Source organism: Alphaproteobacteria bacterium, from assembly GCA_016699735.1.
Lineage (GTDB): Bacteria > Pseudomonadota > Alphaproteobacteria > Micavibrionales > Micavibrionaceae > JAGNKE01.
The window spans coordinates 579343-597512 of sequence record CP065008.1 but is presented as its reverse complement, the minus strand read 5'-3'; the positions used below and the strand labels follow the sequence as shown (position 1 = coordinate 597512).

Below are 18170 nucleotides of genomic sequence, written 5' to 3'. Positions count from 1 at the left end.
ATTGAATATTGTCCTGAGCTGCGCGGATTTTTTCAGGTCCGTGCAGCACGATTACGTTTGATCGGATATCAGGACAATGCGGGCGGGCCGCGGGACTGGAAGGGGGAAGGTTGCGTTCCCCGGAGAACAAAGGTGCCTGCGCCGAGCGCGAGAGTTTCCCCCGGCGGATTCATCAGGATGACGGACGAAGAGGCGGTGTTTTTCGAGAGCGAGGATTGCGCGAAGCAGAAGGCGCAATCTGCGTTTTTGTGGTGGCCGTCCTGCTGCTTTTGCTGCGTCTGTCCGGCCTTGGCGAGAAGGGCGTTGTATTCCGCCGGAACCTCGACACGCTTCAGGCTGCCATCGGAGAAGCAGACCTCCATGAAGGATTTTTCGCCGGAGATGAATTTACAGGCGGGGGATATCCCGGCCAGCACGAAGGTCAGGATGAAAAAAAGGTGCAGGGCTTTTGCCGGAATTGCTTTCATCTTGCCCTATCTCTTACACGGTTTTGCGGGGATTTTCCAGAGTGCTTTTTTACAAGGATTTTGCAGAATTTTCACGGAGTTTTGACCGTTTTCCGGCACTAAAATGCCTTAATGAAGAACCGTCTTTTTACGCAGGGAGAGCATGATGATGGACATGGAGGAGACCGCCGCCGAGGAGAAAATCCCTAAAATTGCCGCCTCGCAGGTCGCGTTGATCTCGGCGGTCGCGTGCGGGGTGTTTTTGTGCGGGATGCTCAGTATGTATTTTCTGGTTACGGGGTACCGTGTGGCGTCTTACAGTTCGCCCGATCCGTTCGGGTTTCTGGCGCATGGTCTTTGGAGCGGCCTTGTCTGGCCCTTCTTTCGAGCCACTCAAGACCTGTTTGTTACTCACGGGTTTTATGTCGTGGCCATTCTTGTTCTGGCGGGGGACCGAATTTTTAATGCGCTCGTGTTTGTTTACGACGCCCTGCAGGAATACCGCGTGCATCTTCTGGTGTTTACCGCCGGGGCGCTGAGCATGATTCTGCTGGCGTCCGCGTTGAGTTTACAGACACGGACGGGCGGGTCTTTCCCCTGCGTGCCTGGGCAGATGCTGACGGCGGGCGGGGATTGTTTATGGATCAATAGGTATTGAGGGTTTGAATTGAGTCGATTTCAGGCCGTCTGTTATGTTGATAGTATGAGGTTTGTTTTTATTTTCTTTTGGTTTCTGATTAGCGTGGTTTTCACTGCCACGCTAGCGCTTGCAATGTCATGCGCCCCTTCTTTTCGCGTGTTGATGGAATGCGATGAAGTCACCTGCTCAAAGGGTTTTATCGTTCTTATTACCGATGGCATCTGCGAAAATCCTTACCGCTTTGAAGAGGCTACGCCAGAAGGGCTGAAAAAGCTTTATGATACCGAAGCTGTAGATGATTGGGACTTTGCTCCGAGTGTTCTGGACTTTTCAAGCCGTAAACCAAAGGAAAAAGGTATTTTCGAGCGGGGAGATCATTATGAGAGAAACGGCGCTACAGATTTTTTTGATACGGTCAACACCCCTCAAAAAACTGATTTCAAAACTCTTGAAGAGGCCCGTCAATATTGGCTTTCCAAGAAATTTATGTCTTCAATTTTTTCTTGGTTTTGGTTTTGTGTAGACGCTGTTATTTTTTTTATCGCTGTTATTACACTCTATCTTTCGGTCAAAGATTTTAAGGTCAAGTATCTTTATCGTGAGAAAACAGAAAAGCATCCGGTTAAATGGCAGATTTTTGTCTGGGTGTGCTCCTGGCTTTTTCTAATTCAGGTGATTGGACTTTATCAAGTCAGACTGACAGCCCTTCTTTTCCTTATCGTTCCAACTATATGGATCGGTGAAATTCTGGCGCTTGCGGTTTATGCGTTGCGCCGGAAGTTCGATCAGAAAGGGTCTGGATCCCCGCCTGCGCGGGGATGACAAATGAGTTTTACAAACTCACCACACACGCCTGGGCGCCGGAGAGTTCGACGTCGCCGGGTTTGGCTTCGACGTTGAGCTTCGTCACCTTGCCGTTTTCGACGACCATCGAATAACGCTTCGAGCGGGTGGAGAGGCCATAGCCGGAGCCGTCGAAATCGAGGCCGATAGCCTTGGTGAATTCGCCGTTGCCGTCGGGGATCATGGTGACCTTGTCCTTCGCGCCATTGGCTTCGCCCCAGTGTTTCATCACGAAGGGGTCGTTGACGGCGATGCAGATGATCTCCTCCACGCCCTTGGCCTTGATGTCTTTGGCCTTTTCGATATAGCCGGGGAGGTGTTTTTGCGAACAGGCGGGCGTGAAGGCACCGGGGACCGCGAAAATAACCACCTTTTTGTTCGCGATGTAATCCGCGATATTGAGGTCTTCCATGCCGCCCTCACCGAGGCGCTTGAGATTAATGGACGGAATTTTATCGCCGATCTTGATGGTCATGGTTTTTCCCTCATTTTCCTGGAACCTGCGGATTCATAGCACGAAGCGGCGCGGCTTTCACGCAAAAATGGTGCGTATACATTTGGGCCGCTTCGGTCTAGAAGTAGAGGTTTACGCAAGCGGGGTGAGCGCGTGAAGGGTTACGATTTCTCTCTCCTGAAAAACCGGGATTTCCGTCTGCTGGTGCTGACGCGGATGTGCGCGGTGACGGCGATGCAGGCGCAGGCGATCATCGTCGGCTGGCAGGTTTATTCCCTGACGGGCAGCGCGTGGATGCTGGGCCTGACCGGGCTGGCCGAGGCCGTGCCCGCTATCGCTTGCGCGTTTTATGCCGGGCATATCGTGGATGTCAGTTCGCCGCGCCGCATTTATCGGCTGTGTCTGGCCGGGCTGTTTTTGAATACGCTGATGCTGCTGGCGACGGCGGGCGGTTTTATTCCGATGGAAAAAACGGCGCTTCTGGTTGTGATCTATAGCGGGATTTTTATCTCCGGGCTGGCGCGGAGCTTTATCATGCCGTGCGCCTTCGCCCTGCTCCCACAGATCGTCAGCCGCGAGGGTATTTCCTCCGCCTCCTCGTGGCAGACGGCGGCGTTTCAGGTTGCGGCGATCGGCGGACCGACGCTGGCGGGGCTTATTTATGCCGTCGCGGGGGCGTCGGGGGCGTGGATGTTTCCGGTTTTGATGATGGGGCTGGCGGTGGTGATGGTCACGCTTTTACAGGCCGATGTTCCGGCGAAGGACAAATCCGACCGCCCCCCGGTCATGCAGAGCATCCGCGAAGGCTGGGCGTTTTTGCTGGAGAACCGCACGCTGCTCTCCATCATGTCTTTGGATATGCTGGCGGTTTTGTTCGGCGGGGCGGTGGCGATTTTGCCAGCGTTCGCCGATCAGGTTCTGGATACCGGTCCCGTCGGACTGGGGTTCCTGCGCTCGGCTCCCGCCATGGGGGCGATTTTGACCGCGCTTTATTTCGCGGGACGGCCGCTTAAGATCGTTACGGCACGGCGGCTGCTGATCGTTGTGGGCGGGTTCGGCGTGTCGATGGTCGGGTTCGGGCTTTCGACCAGCGTTCTGGCGGCGGTTTTTTTCCTGGCGCTGTCGGGAGCGTTCGATAGCGTCTCCATGGTGATCCGGGGGACGCTGATGCAGCTTCTGACGCCCGAACATATGCGCGGGCGGGTCTCGGCGGTGAATTCAATGTTCATCATTTCCTCCAACGAGATCGGTGCGTTCGAGAGCGGCGCGGCGGCCACACTGTTCGGGCTGGTGCCGTCGATCATTCTGGGCGGTCTGGGGACGATCGCGGTGGTGGGGGCGGTGGCGGCGCTGTCGCCGAAGTTCCGGGCGCTGCGGATTGAGACGTAGGCGCTTACCGCTCACTCAAAATCGTTTTTCTCGCGGGACCATGGGCCGCCGATGGCGGAACGGAACGCGGTCCATCCGGGTTCGAGGTCGATCACTGCGGACAGCGTGGGGTCGAGGCTCACGGCGCGTTCCATGGGGACGAGCAGCGCGTCGGCGATGTCGTCGGTCTTGCCGCAGAGGAAGGCCCATGAGCTATCGTCGGCGTAGTGCGTGACGCGCAGGATGGGGGAGCCGTTCAGAACGTGATAGGTGGTGAGCGCGGGGGCGTGCGGCCCCTGATCCCAGCGCCACGGGGCGGCGGGGGCTTCGGCTTCCTGTTCCATCTGCAATTCCTCATCCATGCGGCGCGGTCCTTTAAACTCAGAAGGGCTGGGAGTCCAGTATCTCCCCGCAGTCGAGATTACGCGCCTTGACCTCTTCGATCAAGGCCGGGTCTTCCTTTGCGTAGGCGGCGCGGTAGCACAGGGTATCGGCGCTCATCTTCGAGGGGTTGCCGGAGAGGGACGGGGCGCGGATGTCGTCTGTCACGCAGGCGCACAGGAGAAGCATGGCGGGGAGGATTAAGAAACGCATCACAGCACCATCATCGGGATGGTGGCGACCAGCAGGAGGGCGAGCGTCAAATTCACGAGCTTGCGGGTTTTATCGGAGGTAAAAAGTACGGCCATCACCGTTCCGAACAGGGTCCAGATGATAATGCAGGGCACGCCGATGAACAGCACGGCCAGCACGATCAAGGCGGTTTTTTCCGAGAGCAGCGCGGCGGCGGGCAGGAAGGTGGCGGTGGAGGTTATGCCCATCACCCACGCTTTCGGGTTGATATATTGAAAGAGCGCGGCCTGTGTGAAGCTCATCGGCTTGCGGGCCGGATTTTCGTTCGGGCCGTCCGCGCCGGACGGTTGGGAGAGCGCCTCCCGCGCCATCTGATAGGCGAGATAGAGAAGATAGAGGGCGGCGAGGGTTTTTAGGGCGAATTGCAGCGCCGGAAAGGTCTGGAACACCGCGCCGACACCCAGCATACAGAGCAGCATAAGCGAGCAGAAGCCCACCGCCACGCCCAGCATATGCGGCACGGTGCGGCGAGTGCCGTAATTCATGCCCGAGGCGGCCAGCATGAAATTGTTCGGCCCCGGCGTGATGGAGGCGACGAGGAAGAAGGAGAAAAACGGCAGCGCCGCGAGGAGGAGTTGGGTTGAGGTCATGGGTTAAGGTTTGATTTTAAAAATATGAATGATAAACTTACCTTGAATTTTGTACGAGCATAAGTCTTTAACAATACATATAGTTAATAAATAAAAGAAATACCATTTATACCTAGATAAAGATTTATGGGAGTCAGTGTATGCTGTGTCTGGGCTGGCACAGGGACAAAAACAGACCTACACTCTTGTTGATCTAAATGAGCAGGCGTTTTTTTAAAGTAACAAGGTGTGTCGACCTCAAACTCTTGGTTTGTGACTCGGCCTGTTCTCTGATTGTAAGTACACTCTCGAATAGAAAAGGCATGTCTTATTTGCTGTTCTGAGAGTGCTATGGATATCTGTCCAGAGAAATCTATAAAATTTTCTATTCTTAGACACCTGTTGTAATTACAAACACGTTGCCAATAATCATCATTTCTTACTTGTGTTACACAAAACATATAAGCATTAGGAAGTATGGATGAAAAATTACTATTTCTTATAATAGTGCCATAGGAACCACTAATTTGGATCATGCCCAAAGTAGCTGCATTTAGCCTTGCAGTTGTGGCTGGAGAATCTGAAAAAATGTCTATATTAACGCTATGAGTTGCGACAGCTTCTTGTGGATCTCCGATGAGTTGGGAGCTGTCATGTCTTCTAATATTCTCAAACGTATTAAGATAAAAAAAACCTGCTTTTATTGAGTAATCGTATTGAGAAGAATAATATTTATAAACTATCATAGTAGTAAGATCTTCTTTATTTTTTGTAGTGATTTTTTTACAGATACTCTTATATCTTTAAAAGATAATACGAAATCACCCCAAGACTCTTTTAAAAGGAGCAAAAACAAACTTATTATTTGCATAATTACCGAAGCATCTCTTAGCGTTTTTATCCTTGTTTTCTGATCTCTTGCTTCATTTTGAAAATCTTTTTTTTCTTTTGCTAAAACATTATTGCCAAGATGCTCAAAATCATCTGCCAGCTGATCTAAAAACTGAGCCAATTTACGGTCATCTTCTTCCCCACCAAAAACTGAATTATCAACTAGATTTTGAATTTCTTTTTGTTTTTTTTCAGTTAGCCCATCTGTTCGAGCAGCTAAGTATCTTTGTGTTACAGCTGTAAACATTTGTTTTGCAGCGTGTCTAAGCATATACTCAGGCACTTCAGTGGGTTTACTTAAATTAATCATGATAAGCAAAAGCTCAGCATCTTCCATGCGCCTCCCGCTTATTTCCCACGCATCAAAAGATTTATCTAATCTTGTTTGTCTATCGTATATTTTAGATTCTAAGTTAGAAACGCTTTGTTCGATAGAAGGAATAGAAAATCCTAAGATACATGTAGAAATCACAATTAGAAGCGTACTTATTGCTGTAAAGATAAATGAGCTTTTATTTTTTTTTGTGTCTTCTGGGGGAGTCATATCCATTTTTTACCTGGTTTCAGCCGTTTCAGTCTTCGCCACTAAAACCCCTGACCTTCTAAATCTTCATGCTGCAAAATTTCGGATCGGTCTAAAATACCACACCCTCCGGTCCTTCCCGATCAATTTTTCTTGAACGGGCCGCTCCAAGTCCATTTGTGTTCGGTGATGGGGGTGCCGTGCATGTCCTCGATCAGCTTTTGGTATTCGGGGTTTTCAAAATTGACGGCGGAGAGCGGGCTCCAGCCGGAGCCAATCAAGTTCCCGTTCGGCGCACGAGTTTCGCTCACCACAATGCGGTCGTTGATGAAATCATTGACCTTGCCGATCGCCTCCGTGATCATGTCATGTTCGGGGTCGTCCGTGCGCCTATCCTGATCAATAAAGCCTACAGCGCAATGCGTATGTGTCACCTTACAGCTGATCATGATGTCGTGCGGTTTTACAAATACATTAAGCGTGCCAATTTCCTCGCACGGGGCTTTTTTGGTGAGGGTGAGAATCCCGTAATCATTGCGCCCGATTTCAAAATCCGCCGCCACTTCCTTTTGAAAGCGGTCCAGAAAACGCCGCTCGAAATCGCTGAGGTTCATTTCACTCTACCAATAATCGGATTTCGCTTTCGCGCCAGCGGCTTAAATCCCCTGCGCCTTCCAGCTTTCCTTGTTCGATCAGTACGCGGATGCGCTTTTCAATGATCAGCCCGTTATCATCGTAGGGTATTTCTCCCAGCGCGGTGCACACATCGCCGATGATCCACGCGACCTTGAGGAAATTTTTACTGCACGCCGAGAGGATCAAACCGTCTATTTTTTCACTATCGTTTATCACGCCGCCTTGTCCTTTGCTGCGCCTGTCCCGAAATAGGAGATATGATCCTTGAACCATTCGTTCGCGAGGCGTTCATCATCCGCCGCCTCGATCCATTCCTCCATGACGGGGAGGAGCGCGGCGCAGCGTTGCGCCACTTTTTCGCAGACGTTTTTATTGAGGGAATAGTTCAGAAACGGGCATTTGAACCAGCGCTCGTATCCCCTTTCTTTTCCCGTTCCGGCGTGGAGGCGGCCGGAATGGATGCCGCAGACTTTCGTGATTTTCTCCGCCTCCTGCCACTGTCCCATCTGCTCGCCGCTCAGGGGGATGAAGCCGGGGCGCCCGGCGGCATCGTTCACCAGCGGCGCGAAGTGGAAATTCACCACGAATTTGGGGCGATGATAGTGGTCCCACTGCACGGCGATTCCGGTCACGCGTTTTTCATCCGTGCGGAAAAAATTATAAAACAGGGAGGAGTGTTTCTGCGCGGTGAAGCCGCGTTTGACGAGCGCGGGGAAGAGATGCGCCTTCAGCGCTTCGCGCAAGGCCTGTGATCGTTCCTTGGTCTTGAACATTCCGCCCCTCTCAATGCTTTCAGTCAATCCACCTGTTTTTTGACGAATTGCGATTTCAAGCCCATTTGCCCGATGCCGGGGATTTTGCAGTCGATATCGTGCCCGTCCGACGCGCCGGGGACGAGGCGGATGCCCTTGACCTTCGTGCCGACCTTTACGACGCCGCCGCGATATTTCAGATCCTTGATGACCGTCACATTATCACCGTCCTGCAGGATGTTGCCGACGGAATCCTTAATCACGGTCTCCTCGCCGCCGCCTTCGCTGTCCCCTCCTCCTGCGGCGCTCCATTCATGGGCGCATTCGGGGCAGATGAGCAGCGGCCCGTCCGCGTAGGTGTAGGGCGATTTGCATTTCGGGCAGGGGGGAAGAGATTCAGTCATTCTTATGCGGCCTTTTCTTTATCGGTTTCAGGGTTGCTCGCCACAAACTCCCGCACGTCCTGCGTGATTTTCATGGAGCAGAATTTCGGCCCGCACATGGAGCAGAAGGAGGCGTGTTTTGCGCCTTCCGCCGGAAGCGTCTCGTCGTGCATTTCCCGCGCCGTGTCCGGGTCCAGCCCTAAATTAAACTGATCCTCCCACCGGAACTCGAACCGCGCCTTGCTGAGCGCATCATCGCGGAACTGCGCGCCCGGATGGCCCTTGGCGAGGTCGGCGGCGTGGGCGGCGATTTTATAGGTGATGACTCCGGTTTTCACATCGTCGCGGTTGGGCAGGCCCAGATGCTCCTTCGGCGTGACGTAGCACAGCATCGCGCAGCCAAACCAGCCGATCATCGCCGCGCCGATGCCGCTGGTGATATGATCGTAGCCCGGCGCGATATCGGTGGTCAGCGGGCCAAGTGTATAGAACGGCGCCTCGTGACATTCCTTGAGCTGCTTTTCCATGTTGATTTTAATGAGGTGCATGGGAACATGGCCCGGCCCCTCGATCATCACCTGCACGTCATGTTTCCATGCGATTTTGGTCAGTTCGCCGAGAGTCTCCAGCTCCGCAAACTGTGCGCGGTCGTTGGCGTCGGCGATTGAGCCGGGGCGCAATCCATCGCCCAGAGAAAACGAAACGTCGTACGCCTTCATGATCTCGCAAATCTCCTCGAAATGGGTGTAGAGGAAAGACTCGCGGTGATGCGTCATGCACCATTTCGCCATGATCGAGCCGCCGCGCGAGACGATCCCCGTCACGCGGTCCTGCGTGAGGCGGATATAGGGCAGGCGCACACCCGCATGGATGGTGAAATAATCTACGCCCTGCTCCGCCTGCTCGATCAGCGTGTCGCGGAAAATCTCCCACGACAAATCCTCGGCCACGCCGCCGACTTTCTCCAGCGCCTGATAGATCGGCACGGTGCCGATGGGCACGGGGGCGTTGCGGATGATCCATTCGCGGGTGTCGTGGATGTCCTTTCCGGTGGAGAGATCCATCACCGTGTCCCCGCCCCAGCGGATCGCCCAGACCATCTTGTCCACCTCCTCGCCGATGGAGGATGTTACGGCGGAGTTGCCGATATTGGCGTTGATCTTCACAAGGAAATTGCGGCCGATGATCATCGGCTCGAGTTCCGTGTGGTTGATATTCGCGGGGATGATCGCGCGGCCTTCCGCGACTTCCTTGCGAACAAATTCCGGGGAGATGAAGGGCAAGATATTGGCGCCGAAATTCTCGCCGTTTTTGCTTTCCTTATGCACTTCGGCGCGGCGCTGGTTTTCGCGGATGGCGATATATTCCATCTCCGGCGTGATGATGCCCTTCCTTGCGTAGTGCATCTGTGTGACGTTCGCGCCGGATTTTGCACGCAGAGGCTTTTCCGGGCTGGCGGGGAATTTCTCGTGTTTGATTTTTCTGTTTTTGAGCTGCGCTTCGGTTTTGTAGCCGTTGTCGATCGGCTTGACCGTGCGGCCCTCGATTTCCTCGACATCGCCGCGGGCGAGAATCCATTTGAGGCGCGTTTTGGGCAGGCCGCGCATGATGTCCAACTCAACGTCAGAATCCGTATACGGGCCGGAGGTGTCATAGACCGTCATACTCTCGCCGTTGGTCAGGCTGATTTCCCGCATCGGGACTTTGAGGTCGCCGACATAGGTTTTCTGGCTGGCGGGCAACGGGCCGCGTGTGACGTGCGTCGTCGAGGGGCAGGTTCCGGCGGCGGCCTTCTCTTCTTTTTCCGTGACATAAGTGGCTCCGGCGATATCGGAGAGGCCGGGGGAACGTGTTGAGGTGTTATGGTCTTTGGGCGACATTTCGCTTTCCTTTCCCTTCGAAGGTGTTAACCCACAGGTTCATAGGGTCTGATCTCAGCGCCATTTTTTTGAAAAAGCGCACCCCTAAGGACTTGAATGGCCCCAAGGTGGGCGGATTGAAAGGAATTGTCAAGAAGGATCGAAGGTTTTATAAAGGTGCGGATTTCACCTTTTATTCGCACCAGGGAGCTTTCATATGCTGCGCGCCATCCGCCTTGTTACGTTTCTGGCCATCGGGCTTCTGATCGGGTTTGGAATCGTCAATTATCAGAAAAACCGGAATATGGAGCAGGATATCGAGACCGAGGAGGAGATTTCCTCGCTCTCTACCGCCAGCGGTGAGGCCGGAGCGGAGGATGACGGCGCGGCGACGATCCTCAAGCCGACCGAGACCACAGCCGACCCCGCCATGCCGGGGGTTTCCATCGGCGGGGCGTTCAGCCTGACCGACCATAACGGCAAAGCGGTGACCGAGAAGGATTACGCGGGTTCCTATACGCTGGTGTTCTTCGGGTTTGCGACCTGCCCGGAAGTCTGCCCGACCGAGTTGCAGAAGATGGCGCAGGCGCTGGAGATTCTGGGCGAGGAGAAGGCCGCGAAGATTCAGCCGATCTTTATCACGGTCGATCCCGAGCGGGATACGGCCGAGGCGCTGAAGGTTTATGTCGCGGAGTTTCACCCGAAGCTGGTCGGTCTCACGGGAACGGCGGAGCAGATCGAGGCGGTCAAGAAGGCCTATCGCGTCTATGCCTCAAAAGTGCAGATGGAGGGGATGGAGGGGTACATGATGGATCATTCCGCCTTTACCTATCTCATGGGGCCGGACGGGGCGAATCTTGCGATTTATCCCGCGAAGGACACGGCGGAGCAGATTGCGGAGGATTTGAAGGGGAAGATTTAGGTTTTTGTATGTTCTTTAGATGTGCTACTTAAATCGTTCCCATAATCATAGGTCTGGCTCTAGGCTTTTTTCTTGGCAATCGCAATTTGAGCTGCTTCCTCAATTCTGTAAGCAAGTTTCTCAACATCTACATATTTGTACACTTGGTATCCCGCATTTTCGATCATGTATGGCGTTTCTCCTGAAGAGTCTACGTTACCATCCTTATCTTTTAAATGATGAATCTGTATACCTACCAAGCCGTTACCACGATCCAGCGATTGCCTAATCTCATAATTTATATATTTCCGTCCGGCTGTTTTTGCCCCAATACAAATAACCGTGACAGAGGTATTATTAAGCGCATCATTAATCATACGTTTTATCTGTTCATCGCTATTCGATTTTGCCGCCTCCCATAAGGAAGCATCTTGAAAACCTGCGGCTGCACAACTAGTTACCTGCGGGATATTACGAATTTGATTTACTCTCCATATGTCACGCTGATAGTGAAAACTAAAAAAAACTCTACGTGCCATTTGCATCTCCGATAAAAGTTATAAGTGTTACAATAAAAAGAGTTATCAATAGTGTCCCATGAAACCACAACATAGTTTTTGATATAAATGCGTCAGAGTAACTTACTTCGTTTTCAAATTCTGACGTATTCATCGAATAACTTACATCAACTTTTTTTTCTCTAACGCTATCGTATAGTTTGCGAAACAATCTCTCTTGCCTAAGAAAATAAGCATCCAATCCCCAAAATGCGAAAGCTGGAAAATATGCCAAGATAAACATTTGTTTACTATGATTTATATCTGCAAGACTAAAAATAGCTGCAACTAAAATTACTGACCATCCTTTTAATAGAAAAGAATTGTTTGATAATCTATTGATTATCCCTTGGATCATTTCCAGATGTAAACGTCTATCGGCCATTTTGAATAACCATAAAAATGATTCCTTAACCTAGATCAAGAGACGGTTTTCAATCCCCCAAAATCCCCGCCAGTTTGAGGGCGTAGCCGAGGGAGCCTTCGATCCGCAGGCTGCCGGTCATATAGGCCAGGGTGGGGTCGGTCGTGCCCGCCGCGATGCCGCGCAGGGTCTCCGCTGTGCAGTGCATCGTGGTGTCCGCCTCGGCTTCCGCCGCCGCGCCTGTGAAAAAGACGGGGGCCGGTCCGGTGCCGTCGAGCAAAATCAGCCCGTCTTCGCCGCAGTCGAACCTGATTTTTGCGCCCAAAGGCGGGGCGAGGGATAGCTTGGTCATAATCTTTTGCTGCAGGTCTTCGAGGCTCATACCGACACTATACATATTTTTTCCCCAAAAATAAGCACAAAGAAAGTGAGAAACGCTTTCCTTCCTGTTGAAAACAGGGACAATATCATGTGTGTGAGCGAATCACCTCTCCTCTATTGGCCGTCCGGCCGCTTCTTTCTTGTCTTCTCTTTACTGCCTGATCCGACTTCAAAATTTTCTCTCTAGGGTACTGACGATGGCGAAACGACGACTAGCGACTTCCCTGCTTGCGGGATGCCTTGTGACCACCTGTATCGGTACACTGGCCTTCGCCGGAGACCCGGAGCTTTACTTCTATCCCACGCAGCGCTGGAGCGTCGCCGCGCAAGGCGGGGATGAGAGCGCGCCCACTTGCGCCTTGTCCAATTCCTTCAATAACGGGTTTGCGATTAAAATTTCCGGTGACCGCGACGGGTTCGACACGCTGGACCTCGATTTCCGGCAGTCCAGTTTCGAGGCGGGCCGCAAGTACGAGATCGTCTACAGCGTCCCCGGCGGTTCCCGCGAGGTGTTTCAGGCCACCGCCGCCAAAGGCAGTGTGCTGAGTTCCTCTATCAGTTCCAAGGCCGATTTCGCGGCGGCGCTGCAAGACGCGGCGACGCTTGACCTCTCCATCCAGAGCAACCAGTTCCGGCTTTACCTCACGGGCTTCGCCAAGGCGATGGACGAGTATAACACCTGCATCAACCCGCCCGCTCCGGCCATGGCCGCGATCGATGAGGTTGAGAACCCGCCGGAGCTGGCAGCCGCGCAAGAAGCCGAAGCTTCGCTTTCTCCCGCTGAAGAGGCTGTGATTATGGCCTCCGATTCTTCTTCCGACACACTTGCCCCGCCTGAAATTTCTTCACCTCCGGCGGATGAGGCGCCGATCCTGAGTCAGGACGAGCAAACCAGCGACAAGAAAGACATTCTGGCGAAGATCGACTCGTTGGCGAACGAATTCAAGGGTGGTTCTGCGGAGGCTTCCGCCGCGCCGGAGCCCGCCGCACCGGATGCCTTTGCGTCCAGCGATGCGATTCCTGCCGGTGATATTTCCGATTCCATTCCGCAGGATTCCCGCGCCAATATTCCCGACGAATTGCCGCCTCTGCTGGGAGAGTCTGCGCCCGAACCTGCCGCGATCAAACCCGTGAAGGGCGAACGCTATACCGAGAAGTTGGCCCGCCAGTTGAAAGAGCAGGGGGAGCCTTCGTCTTCTTCCAGCGAACCCGCCCGCGCCATGAAGTCCCCGCCTTCTTCCTCAGACGATAACGGTCCTGCGGCCCTGCCGCCGCGTGAGGAGACCTCCTCGGCCAGCGCCGAAGTTTCACCTGCGCCTGATGCTGCTGCGCCGAAGGGCGAGATCATCCATTTCAAGGGTGAGCGCGTTTTGCCTAAAAAGAAGAGCGCCAGCCCTGCCGCCTCTTCTGAGGAAGCGAAATCCGCGCCTGAGCATACGTCTGTGACGATTCCGGCCTATAAAATGACCAAGCAAACGACCAAGATGGAGGCTGATTTCACCGATATCGCCGCCGATGCGCCTGCGCCCGATGAAGCGCCCGCCGTGGACGATGCCGCGTTCGTGCAAGCCTCCTTTACAGACGAAGCCCCCGATGCCCCGTCCGCCATCGAACCGAGCAGCGGTGCGGCCGGAGAGGATTTTATCCAGATGCGCGATAAAATCCGCGAGCTGGAGCAGGAGGTCGGGCGCTTGTCCAAGGAAAACAGCCTTCTGGATACGGAACTGAAGACCTCGCTCAAGGACTCGGAGGACGAGCGCCTGTCCGTTTCTTCGGATAACTGGAACCTTGAGCGCGCTACGATGCGCTATAACGAGGCGGAGCGCCAGATCAAGCGTCTGGGCCGCCAGCTGCAGGCCGCGCGCCAGCAGTGCACCACGGAAAAACAGGAGCTGGAGACGATGCTGTTCGACCCGCAGGTCACGGAGCAGTCCCAACTCGCCAAACTTTCAGCCATGGAGCAGGAGCTGGCCAGTGCCCAGTCCGAGCTTCAGGGCATCCAGCGGAAATACGAGGAGCGCATCCGCCTTCTCGAAGCCCAGCTGGAAACACCCTAGGAATACTGCGTCTTTTACTGCGTACCCTGCGTTCACTGCGTTTGATTGCTGCGTTTAGTTTCTGCGTAAAACAGCTCCTGCGTTTACTACCTGAGTTATAAAGCTGCGTAACGAAAAAAGCCGATTGTGATAGATCGGCTTTTTTCTTTTTTGTACGCGCTTCTATCGGCGCGACGCCAGATACGCGATCTTGCCGTCGGTGCTGCCGGGGGTGTAGGTGCCGGGGACGTCTTCGGGGAGGATGAGGACGAGTGCGTCCTTGTCGGTCACGTCCTGCTCGACCACGCGGCGGGCCTGTTTGATGACGGTTTCGTCGAAGAGGTTCCGCATGCCGCGGGCATTGCCGAACTTGTCCTTGCGGCCCGGTTCCATGGCCTTGAGGACACCTTTGATCTTGTCCGCAGCCTCGTCCGCGAGGGTGTAGGACAGGTTTTTGCAGTAGATTTTGAAGATGTCCAGCAGTTCGTCATCCGCGTAATCGGGGAAATCGACGAAGGCGCTGATGCGGGAGCGCAGACCGGCGTTGGATTCGATGAACCATTTCATTTCGTCCTTAAAGCCCGCGAAGATGACGACCATGTTGTTGCGCTGGTCCTCCATCGCCTTCATGATCATCGCGATGATGTGGTGGCCGTAATCGCGGTAGGAATCCGGCACCTCCAGATCGTAGGCCTCATCGACGAACAAAACGCCGTCGCGGGCGCGTTTGAGGATTTCGGCGGTGATATGCTCGCTCTGGCCGATATATTCGCCGACGAGCTTGGAGCGGTCCACTTCCACCACATGGCCGCGCTTGAGATAGCCGAGTTTCTTGAGGATTTCGCCTACGAGGCGGGCGACGGTGGTTTTGCCCGTGCCGGGGTTGCCCGAAAAGACCATATGCAGGGAGGGGCGGTAGCCGCTGACGATGCCTTGTGAACGGCGGCGGCTGTCGGCCAACACCATGTAGAACAGGGCGCGGACCTGCTCCTTGACGTTCTCCAGCCCCACCATCTTCTCGAAGGGCAGAAGGATTTTATCGAGGTCGTCCTTGGTCAGGTCGGGGCGGATATCCAGCGCCCGTTTTCCGGCCTCGCGGCCCTTGGCGTCGCCGAAATTAATAAAGGTCAGCGGCTTTTCGAGGTCGATCCGCGTTTCGTAAAATTCGGGCGAGTCGCCCTCGGTCGAAGATTTCGCCACGCCGTCGCCGCCGAAGGAGCCGGGCGAGAATATGGTGGGTTTTGTGTCCGGCGGGGTTTCCGCGTGATCCTGCCCCGGGACGGGGGGCAATTCGACCAGACGCTCCAGACCCTTGTTCTTGAGCCAGAAATAGGCATCGCCGTAAGGGGTGATCTCGGCGCTCTGTTTCATGAGGTGGATGGCCTTCTCTACATCCTTTTCGCAGCCATAGCCTTCAGCATTGCAAAGGGCGGTGTAATAGGTGAGGCGTTCGCGGAACCAGTCCGCGCATTCGTGCTTGCCGTCCTTCAGAGCCTGAATTCCGTTGTTCAGGTGAGCATAACCCTCCTTCGGGATTTCCTTGATCGAACCGGACATCAGGAAAAATTTTGCGAAATAGGAGAAAAAGGCGGGAGGGTAGGATTCGTCCATCAAATCCTGAAGTATCCGTCGGGCGCGCGCAGTATCGGTTTTGCCCTCCTCTGCCTCCAGAAGGACGAGCGCAAGGTCATAGCGGCTTTCGAGGTCGCCGGTTGCGGCGGCCTTTTCGAAGAGTTCCATCGCTTTTGTGCGATCAATCTGCGCGGGGGAGATGATTTTATCCCAGCCGTAATAATGTTTGGCCAGCAGGCGGGTGCCCTGCAGATGGTCCTTTCCCGCCGCGAAGACCAGATATTTTTCAAACTGGTCGGGGTTCAACTCCGTGCGGCAGGTGCCGTAGAGGCGCTGGTCGCAGAGCCAGACCCTGGCATCGACATTTTCCTCATGCTCGGCCAGATATTTGGCGCAGGAGAGCACCTGGTCCTCAATGGACTCCAGGCGCGTGAAACCGTCCGGCCCCTTGTCGTGGGCCTTGCATAGTCTTTCATATTCGTCGCGGAGTGAGAAAAAGCGCTCAACCGTAAACTCAGCGGCCATGGATCAACCTCGTTGTTTTTTTGCCATTCTGCTCTTATTTGAAAAAAAATACAAACTTATCCGATACGTGATCTTTCGGTTTTTTCGGCTTTTCATTTTTCCTTTTTTCTCCTAGGCTTTACGGGCTTTTTCAGTATTAACATCTTCCAGAAGATTCCTTGCTTGCAGCCACCAGTATGCCTCGCCCTTTTCGTGCCACGCGGCTACACTTTTACGCATATATTCAGCCGCCTTGCCGATATCTTTTTTGCAGCCGACACCTTCGGCATATGAAAGCCCCAGAAGCAGGAATATTCTCTGGCTCCATTTGTCCATGCGGTTTTCCTTTTCAATCCTGTCCTTCCCCTTTTGCAGCAGTGCGAAGGCTTCTTCAGGCTGCGACCTGATCTTTTCGTTTTGAAAATAATATTTGTCGTAATACACGAACAACGCCCATAAATCGCCTTCGGCGATCAGCCCTTTTAACAGACGTTCGGCGCGCTTCAAGGAATCCTGTGTGTGTGCGGCCCTGTAATCAAGAAGCAGAAAAACCAGATCGCTCCTTGCCCACGCTCCCCCCGTTGCGGCCGCTTTTTCCATCCATTCGGCGGCGCGGATGAGGTCCACCTGCAGCGGGGAGATTACAGGCGAGAGGCCTGCATAATATCTCGCCAGCACCTGCTGTGCTCCCTGATGCCCTTTTTCGGCGGCTCGGCAGAGATAAGATTCATACTGCCCTTCGTCGAGTTGCGTTCTCATTTTCACGCCCGGGCCGAAATAATTATCGGATAGCCAGAAAAGCGCGTCGATGTTGGATTTCCTTTCGGCAAGGTATTTGGCACAAGCCACGGCTTCGGATTCCAGTGGCATGAGCGTACTGAGGCTTTTCGCCTGCTTTGACGCCGACCATTCTCTGATTTTATTCTTGAGTTGCTTGAACCTTTCTGGGGTGAAACTTTTGACGTCATAATGATCGTCGGTGCTTTCAGAGGCTCCAAGCCGCGGATAAAGCTTTCTGTTTTTGAGCCAATAATAAGCATCGCGGTTTTCCTTCGACAAGCTGATGCGGATCAGGTTCTTAGCCTTCTCCATATTCTTTGAACAGCCGATCCCCTCCGCATAGCAGAGGCCGAGATGAAAGCTGATTTTGCCCATGACAGGCTTCCAGTTTTCTCCGGTTTGTTTTGCAATCCGCTCGTAAGCCTTAGAGAGCAAGATGAACGCTTCGTCTGGACGATCCCTGACCGCCCCGGCCTCAAAGAGAAAATACCTGTAATACCTGTCGTAGGCCGGGGTGTATTCCTTTCCTATCAGGTCGAGAAACATCTCCCGGGAGCGGGAAATGTTTTCAGGCGTGGGATCATAAAAAACAAGCGCTTCCGCTAAAAACAGGCGTGAACTGTTATTCCCTTCATCGGAGTTTACGTGTTTTTCGATCAGCTCTATTGCTTTCGGGCGGTTCTTACGGCGCAGGGAGAGGTAGCGCCCGTTCCCGCCTTTCCACAAATATTCGGCATAAACTCTTGTCGCCTCGCTGTCGCCCTGCTCCACGCCCTTTTTCAGATAGGTCTCTATCAGGGGTGGTTCCAGAAGTGTATAGGCCGATCCGAAAATGCTTTCCTCCGATAGCCAGAATATTGGTTTTAAATCGCCGTGATCCTCCGCCAGCGCGATAGCGCAGGACGTCATTTTCTTTAACAAATCGGAATAGGTTGAGTGATTGCGAAGTCTTTTATATTTTTTGAAGTCCTGAAAGTCCTTACGAAGCCGGATGAACTCTTCATTCGTTGCGGTCATAAGCGCCTCTTTGTTATATACGCTTATGCATTACTATACTTTAATTCTTATTGGAGAGTCA

At 53.6% G+C, this 18170-nt stretch carries 22 protein-coding genes and 1 riboswitch; of the genes, 5 read left to right on the top strand and 17 right to left on the bottom strand.

The window, feature by feature from the left end; all coding sequences use genetic code 11:
- Positions 1 to 68: 68 nt before the first annotated feature.
- Positions 69 to 467, bottom strand: coding sequence for a hypothetical protein (locus IPN28_02895; protein ID QQS57788.1), 399 nt, complete (start codon positions 465 to 467; stop codon positions 69 to 71).
- 142 nt (positions 468 to 609) lie between these two features.
- On the opposite strand from IPN28_02895, the gene IPN28_02890 reads away from it, so the two are divergent.
- Together IPN28_02890 and IPN28_02885 are read left to right on the top strand one after the other, a co-directional pair.
- Positions 610 to 1104 (top strand): hypothetical protein, encoded by a 495-nt coding sequence (locus IPN28_02890; protein ID QQS57787.1) that lies wholly within the window; start codon positions 610 to 612, stop codon positions 1102 to 1104.
- Between the two features lie 9 nt (positions 1105 to 1113).
- Positions 1114 to 1908 (top strand): hypothetical protein, encoded by a 795-nt coding sequence (locus tag IPN28_02885; protein QQS57786.1) that lies wholly within the window; start codon positions 1114 to 1116, stop codon positions 1906 to 1908.
- Positions 1909 to 1918: 10 nt separating this feature from the next.
- Here IPN28_02885 and IPN28_02880 read toward each other — a convergent pair whose 3' ends face one another.
- Complete coding sequence (locus IPN28_02880; protein QQS57785.1) at positions 1919 to 2404, bottom strand: peroxiredoxin; 486 nt, start codon at positions 2402 to 2404, stop codon at positions 1919 to 1921.
- A gap of 132 nt (positions 2405 to 2536) precedes the next feature.
- Here IPN28_02880 and IPN28_02875 point away from each other — a divergent pair, with 132 nt between their 5' ends.
- On the top strand, positions 2537 to 3772 hold the full coding sequence (locus IPN28_02875) for an MFS transporter (protein QQS57784.1): 1236 nt from the start codon (positions 2537 to 2539) through the stop codon (positions 3770 to 3772).
- 11 nt (positions 3773 to 3783) lie between these two features.
- On the opposite strand, the gene IPN28_02870 is transcribed toward IPN28_02875, so the two are convergent.
- The 10 genes from IPN28_02870 to thiC form a co-directional block, all read right to left on the bottom strand.
- Positions 3784 to 4113 carry a hypothetical protein gene (locus tag IPN28_02870; protein ID QQS57783.1) on the bottom strand — a complete coding sequence of 110 codons (330 nt, stop codon included), beginning with the start codon at positions 4111 to 4113 and terminating at the stop codon, positions 3784 to 3786.
- 19 nt (positions 4114 to 4132) lie between these two features.
- Entirely contained in the window at positions 4133 to 4345 is a 213-nt protein-coding gene (locus IPN28_02865) for a hypothetical protein (GenBank protein QQS57782.1), read from the bottom strand.
- Positions 4345 to 4974, bottom strand: coding sequence for a LysE family translocator (locus IPN28_02860; GenBank protein QQS57781.1), 630 nt, complete (start codon positions 4972 to 4974; stop codon positions 4345 to 4347). The genes IPN28_02865 and IPN28_02860 overlap by 1 nt, the downstream gene beginning before the upstream one ends.
- Positions 4975 to 5057: 83 nt before the next feature.
- Positions 5058 to 5699, bottom strand: a complete 642-nt coding sequence (locus IPN28_02855) for a hypothetical protein (GenBank protein QQS57780.1) — start codon at positions 5697 to 5699, stop codon at positions 5058 to 5060.
- Complete coding sequence (locus IPN28_02850; GenBank protein QQS57779.1) at positions 5696 to 6394, bottom strand: hypothetical protein; 699 nt, start codon at positions 6392 to 6394, stop codon at positions 5696 to 5698. Before IPN28_02850 ends, IPN28_02855 begins: the two co-directional genes overlap by 4 nt.
- 116 nt (positions 6395 to 6510) lie before the next feature.
- Complete coding sequence (locus IPN28_02845) at positions 6511 to 6981, bottom strand: hypothetical protein (GenBank protein ID QQS57778.1); 471 nt, start codon at positions 6979 to 6981, stop codon at positions 6511 to 6513.
- A gap of 1 nt (position 6982) precedes the next feature.
- Complete coding sequence (locus IPN28_02840; GenBank protein QQS57777.1) at positions 6983 to 7219, bottom strand: hypothetical protein; 237 nt, start codon at positions 7217 to 7219, stop codon at positions 6983 to 6985.
- Positions 7216 to 7776 carry a hypothetical protein gene (locus IPN28_02835; GenBank protein ID QQS57776.1) on the bottom strand — a complete coding sequence of 187 codons (561 nt, stop codon included), beginning with the start codon at positions 7774 to 7776 and terminating at the stop codon, positions 7216 to 7218. The genes IPN28_02840 and IPN28_02835 overlap by 4 nt, the downstream gene beginning before the upstream one ends.
- A gap of 23 nt (positions 7777 to 7799) precedes the next feature.
- Positions 7800 to 8159: an alkylphosphonate utilization protein gene (locus IPN28_02830; GenBank protein QQS57775.1), complete on the bottom strand. Its 360-nt coding sequence runs from the start codon at positions 8157 to 8159 to the stop codon at positions 7800 to 7802.
- A 2-nt stretch (positions 8160 to 8161) separates the two neighbouring features.
- Positions 8162 to 10018, bottom strand: a complete 1857-nt coding sequence (gene thiC / locus IPN28_02825; GenBank protein QQS57774.1) for a phosphomethylpyrimidine synthase ThiC — start codon at positions 10016 to 10018, stop codon at positions 8162 to 8164.
- Positions 10014 to 10114, bottom strand: a riboswitch (TPP riboswitch). (Overlaps the previous gene by 5 nt.)
- A 313-nt stretch (positions 10115 to 10427) precedes the next feature.
- On the opposite strand from thiC, the gene IPN28_02820 reads away from it, so the two are divergent.
- Positions 10428 to 10919, top strand: a complete 492-nt coding sequence (locus IPN28_02820) for an SCO family protein (GenBank protein QQS58515.1) — start codon at positions 10428 to 10430, stop codon at positions 10917 to 10919.
- A gap of 59 nt (positions 10920 to 10978) precedes the next feature.
- Here IPN28_02820 and IPN28_02815 read toward each other — a convergent pair whose 3' ends face one another.
- Genes IPN28_02815 through IPN28_02805 form a run of 3 tightly spaced genes read right to left on the bottom strand, consistent with a single transcriptional unit; the run spans position 10979 to position 12216 of the window.
- Entirely contained in the window at positions 10979 to 11437 is a 459-nt protein-coding gene (locus IPN28_02815) for a TIR domain-containing protein (GenBank protein QQS57773.1), read from the bottom strand.
- On the bottom strand, positions 11427 to 11840 hold the full coding sequence (locus IPN28_02810) for a hypothetical protein (protein ID QQS57772.1): 414 nt from the start codon (positions 11838 to 11840) through the stop codon (positions 11427 to 11429). The genes IPN28_02815 and IPN28_02810 overlap by 11 nt, the downstream gene beginning before the upstream one ends.
- A gap of 49 nt (positions 11841 to 11889) precedes the next feature.
- On the bottom strand, positions 11890 to 12216 hold the full coding sequence (locus tag IPN28_02805; protein QQS57771.1) for an SCP2 sterol-binding domain-containing protein: 327 nt from the start codon (positions 12214 to 12216) through the stop codon (positions 11890 to 11892).
- A gap of 181 nt (positions 12217 to 12397) precedes the next feature.
- On the opposite strand from IPN28_02805, the gene IPN28_02800 reads away from it, so the two are divergent.
- The gene (locus IPN28_02800) at positions 12398 to 14257 is read left to right on the top strand and encodes a hypothetical protein (GenBank protein QQS57770.1); all 1860 of its coding nucleotides are present in this window, start codon (positions 12398 to 12400) and stop codon (positions 14255 to 14257) included.
- A gap of 162 nt (positions 14258 to 14419) precedes the next feature.
- Here the strand turns inward: IPN28_02800 and IPN28_02795 are convergent, their stop codons facing one another.
- On the bottom strand, positions 14420 to 16333 hold the full coding sequence (locus IPN28_02795) for an AAA family ATPase (protein ID QQS57769.1): 1914 nt from the start codon (positions 16331 to 16333) through the stop codon (positions 14420 to 14422).
- A 111-nt stretch (positions 16334 to 16444) separates the two neighbouring features.
- Positions 16445 to 18109: a sel1 repeat family protein gene (locus IPN28_02790; protein ID QQS57768.1), complete on the bottom strand. Its 1665-nt coding sequence runs from the start codon at positions 18107 to 18109 to the stop codon at positions 16445 to 16447.
- Positions 18110 to 18170 lie beyond the last annotated feature (61 nt).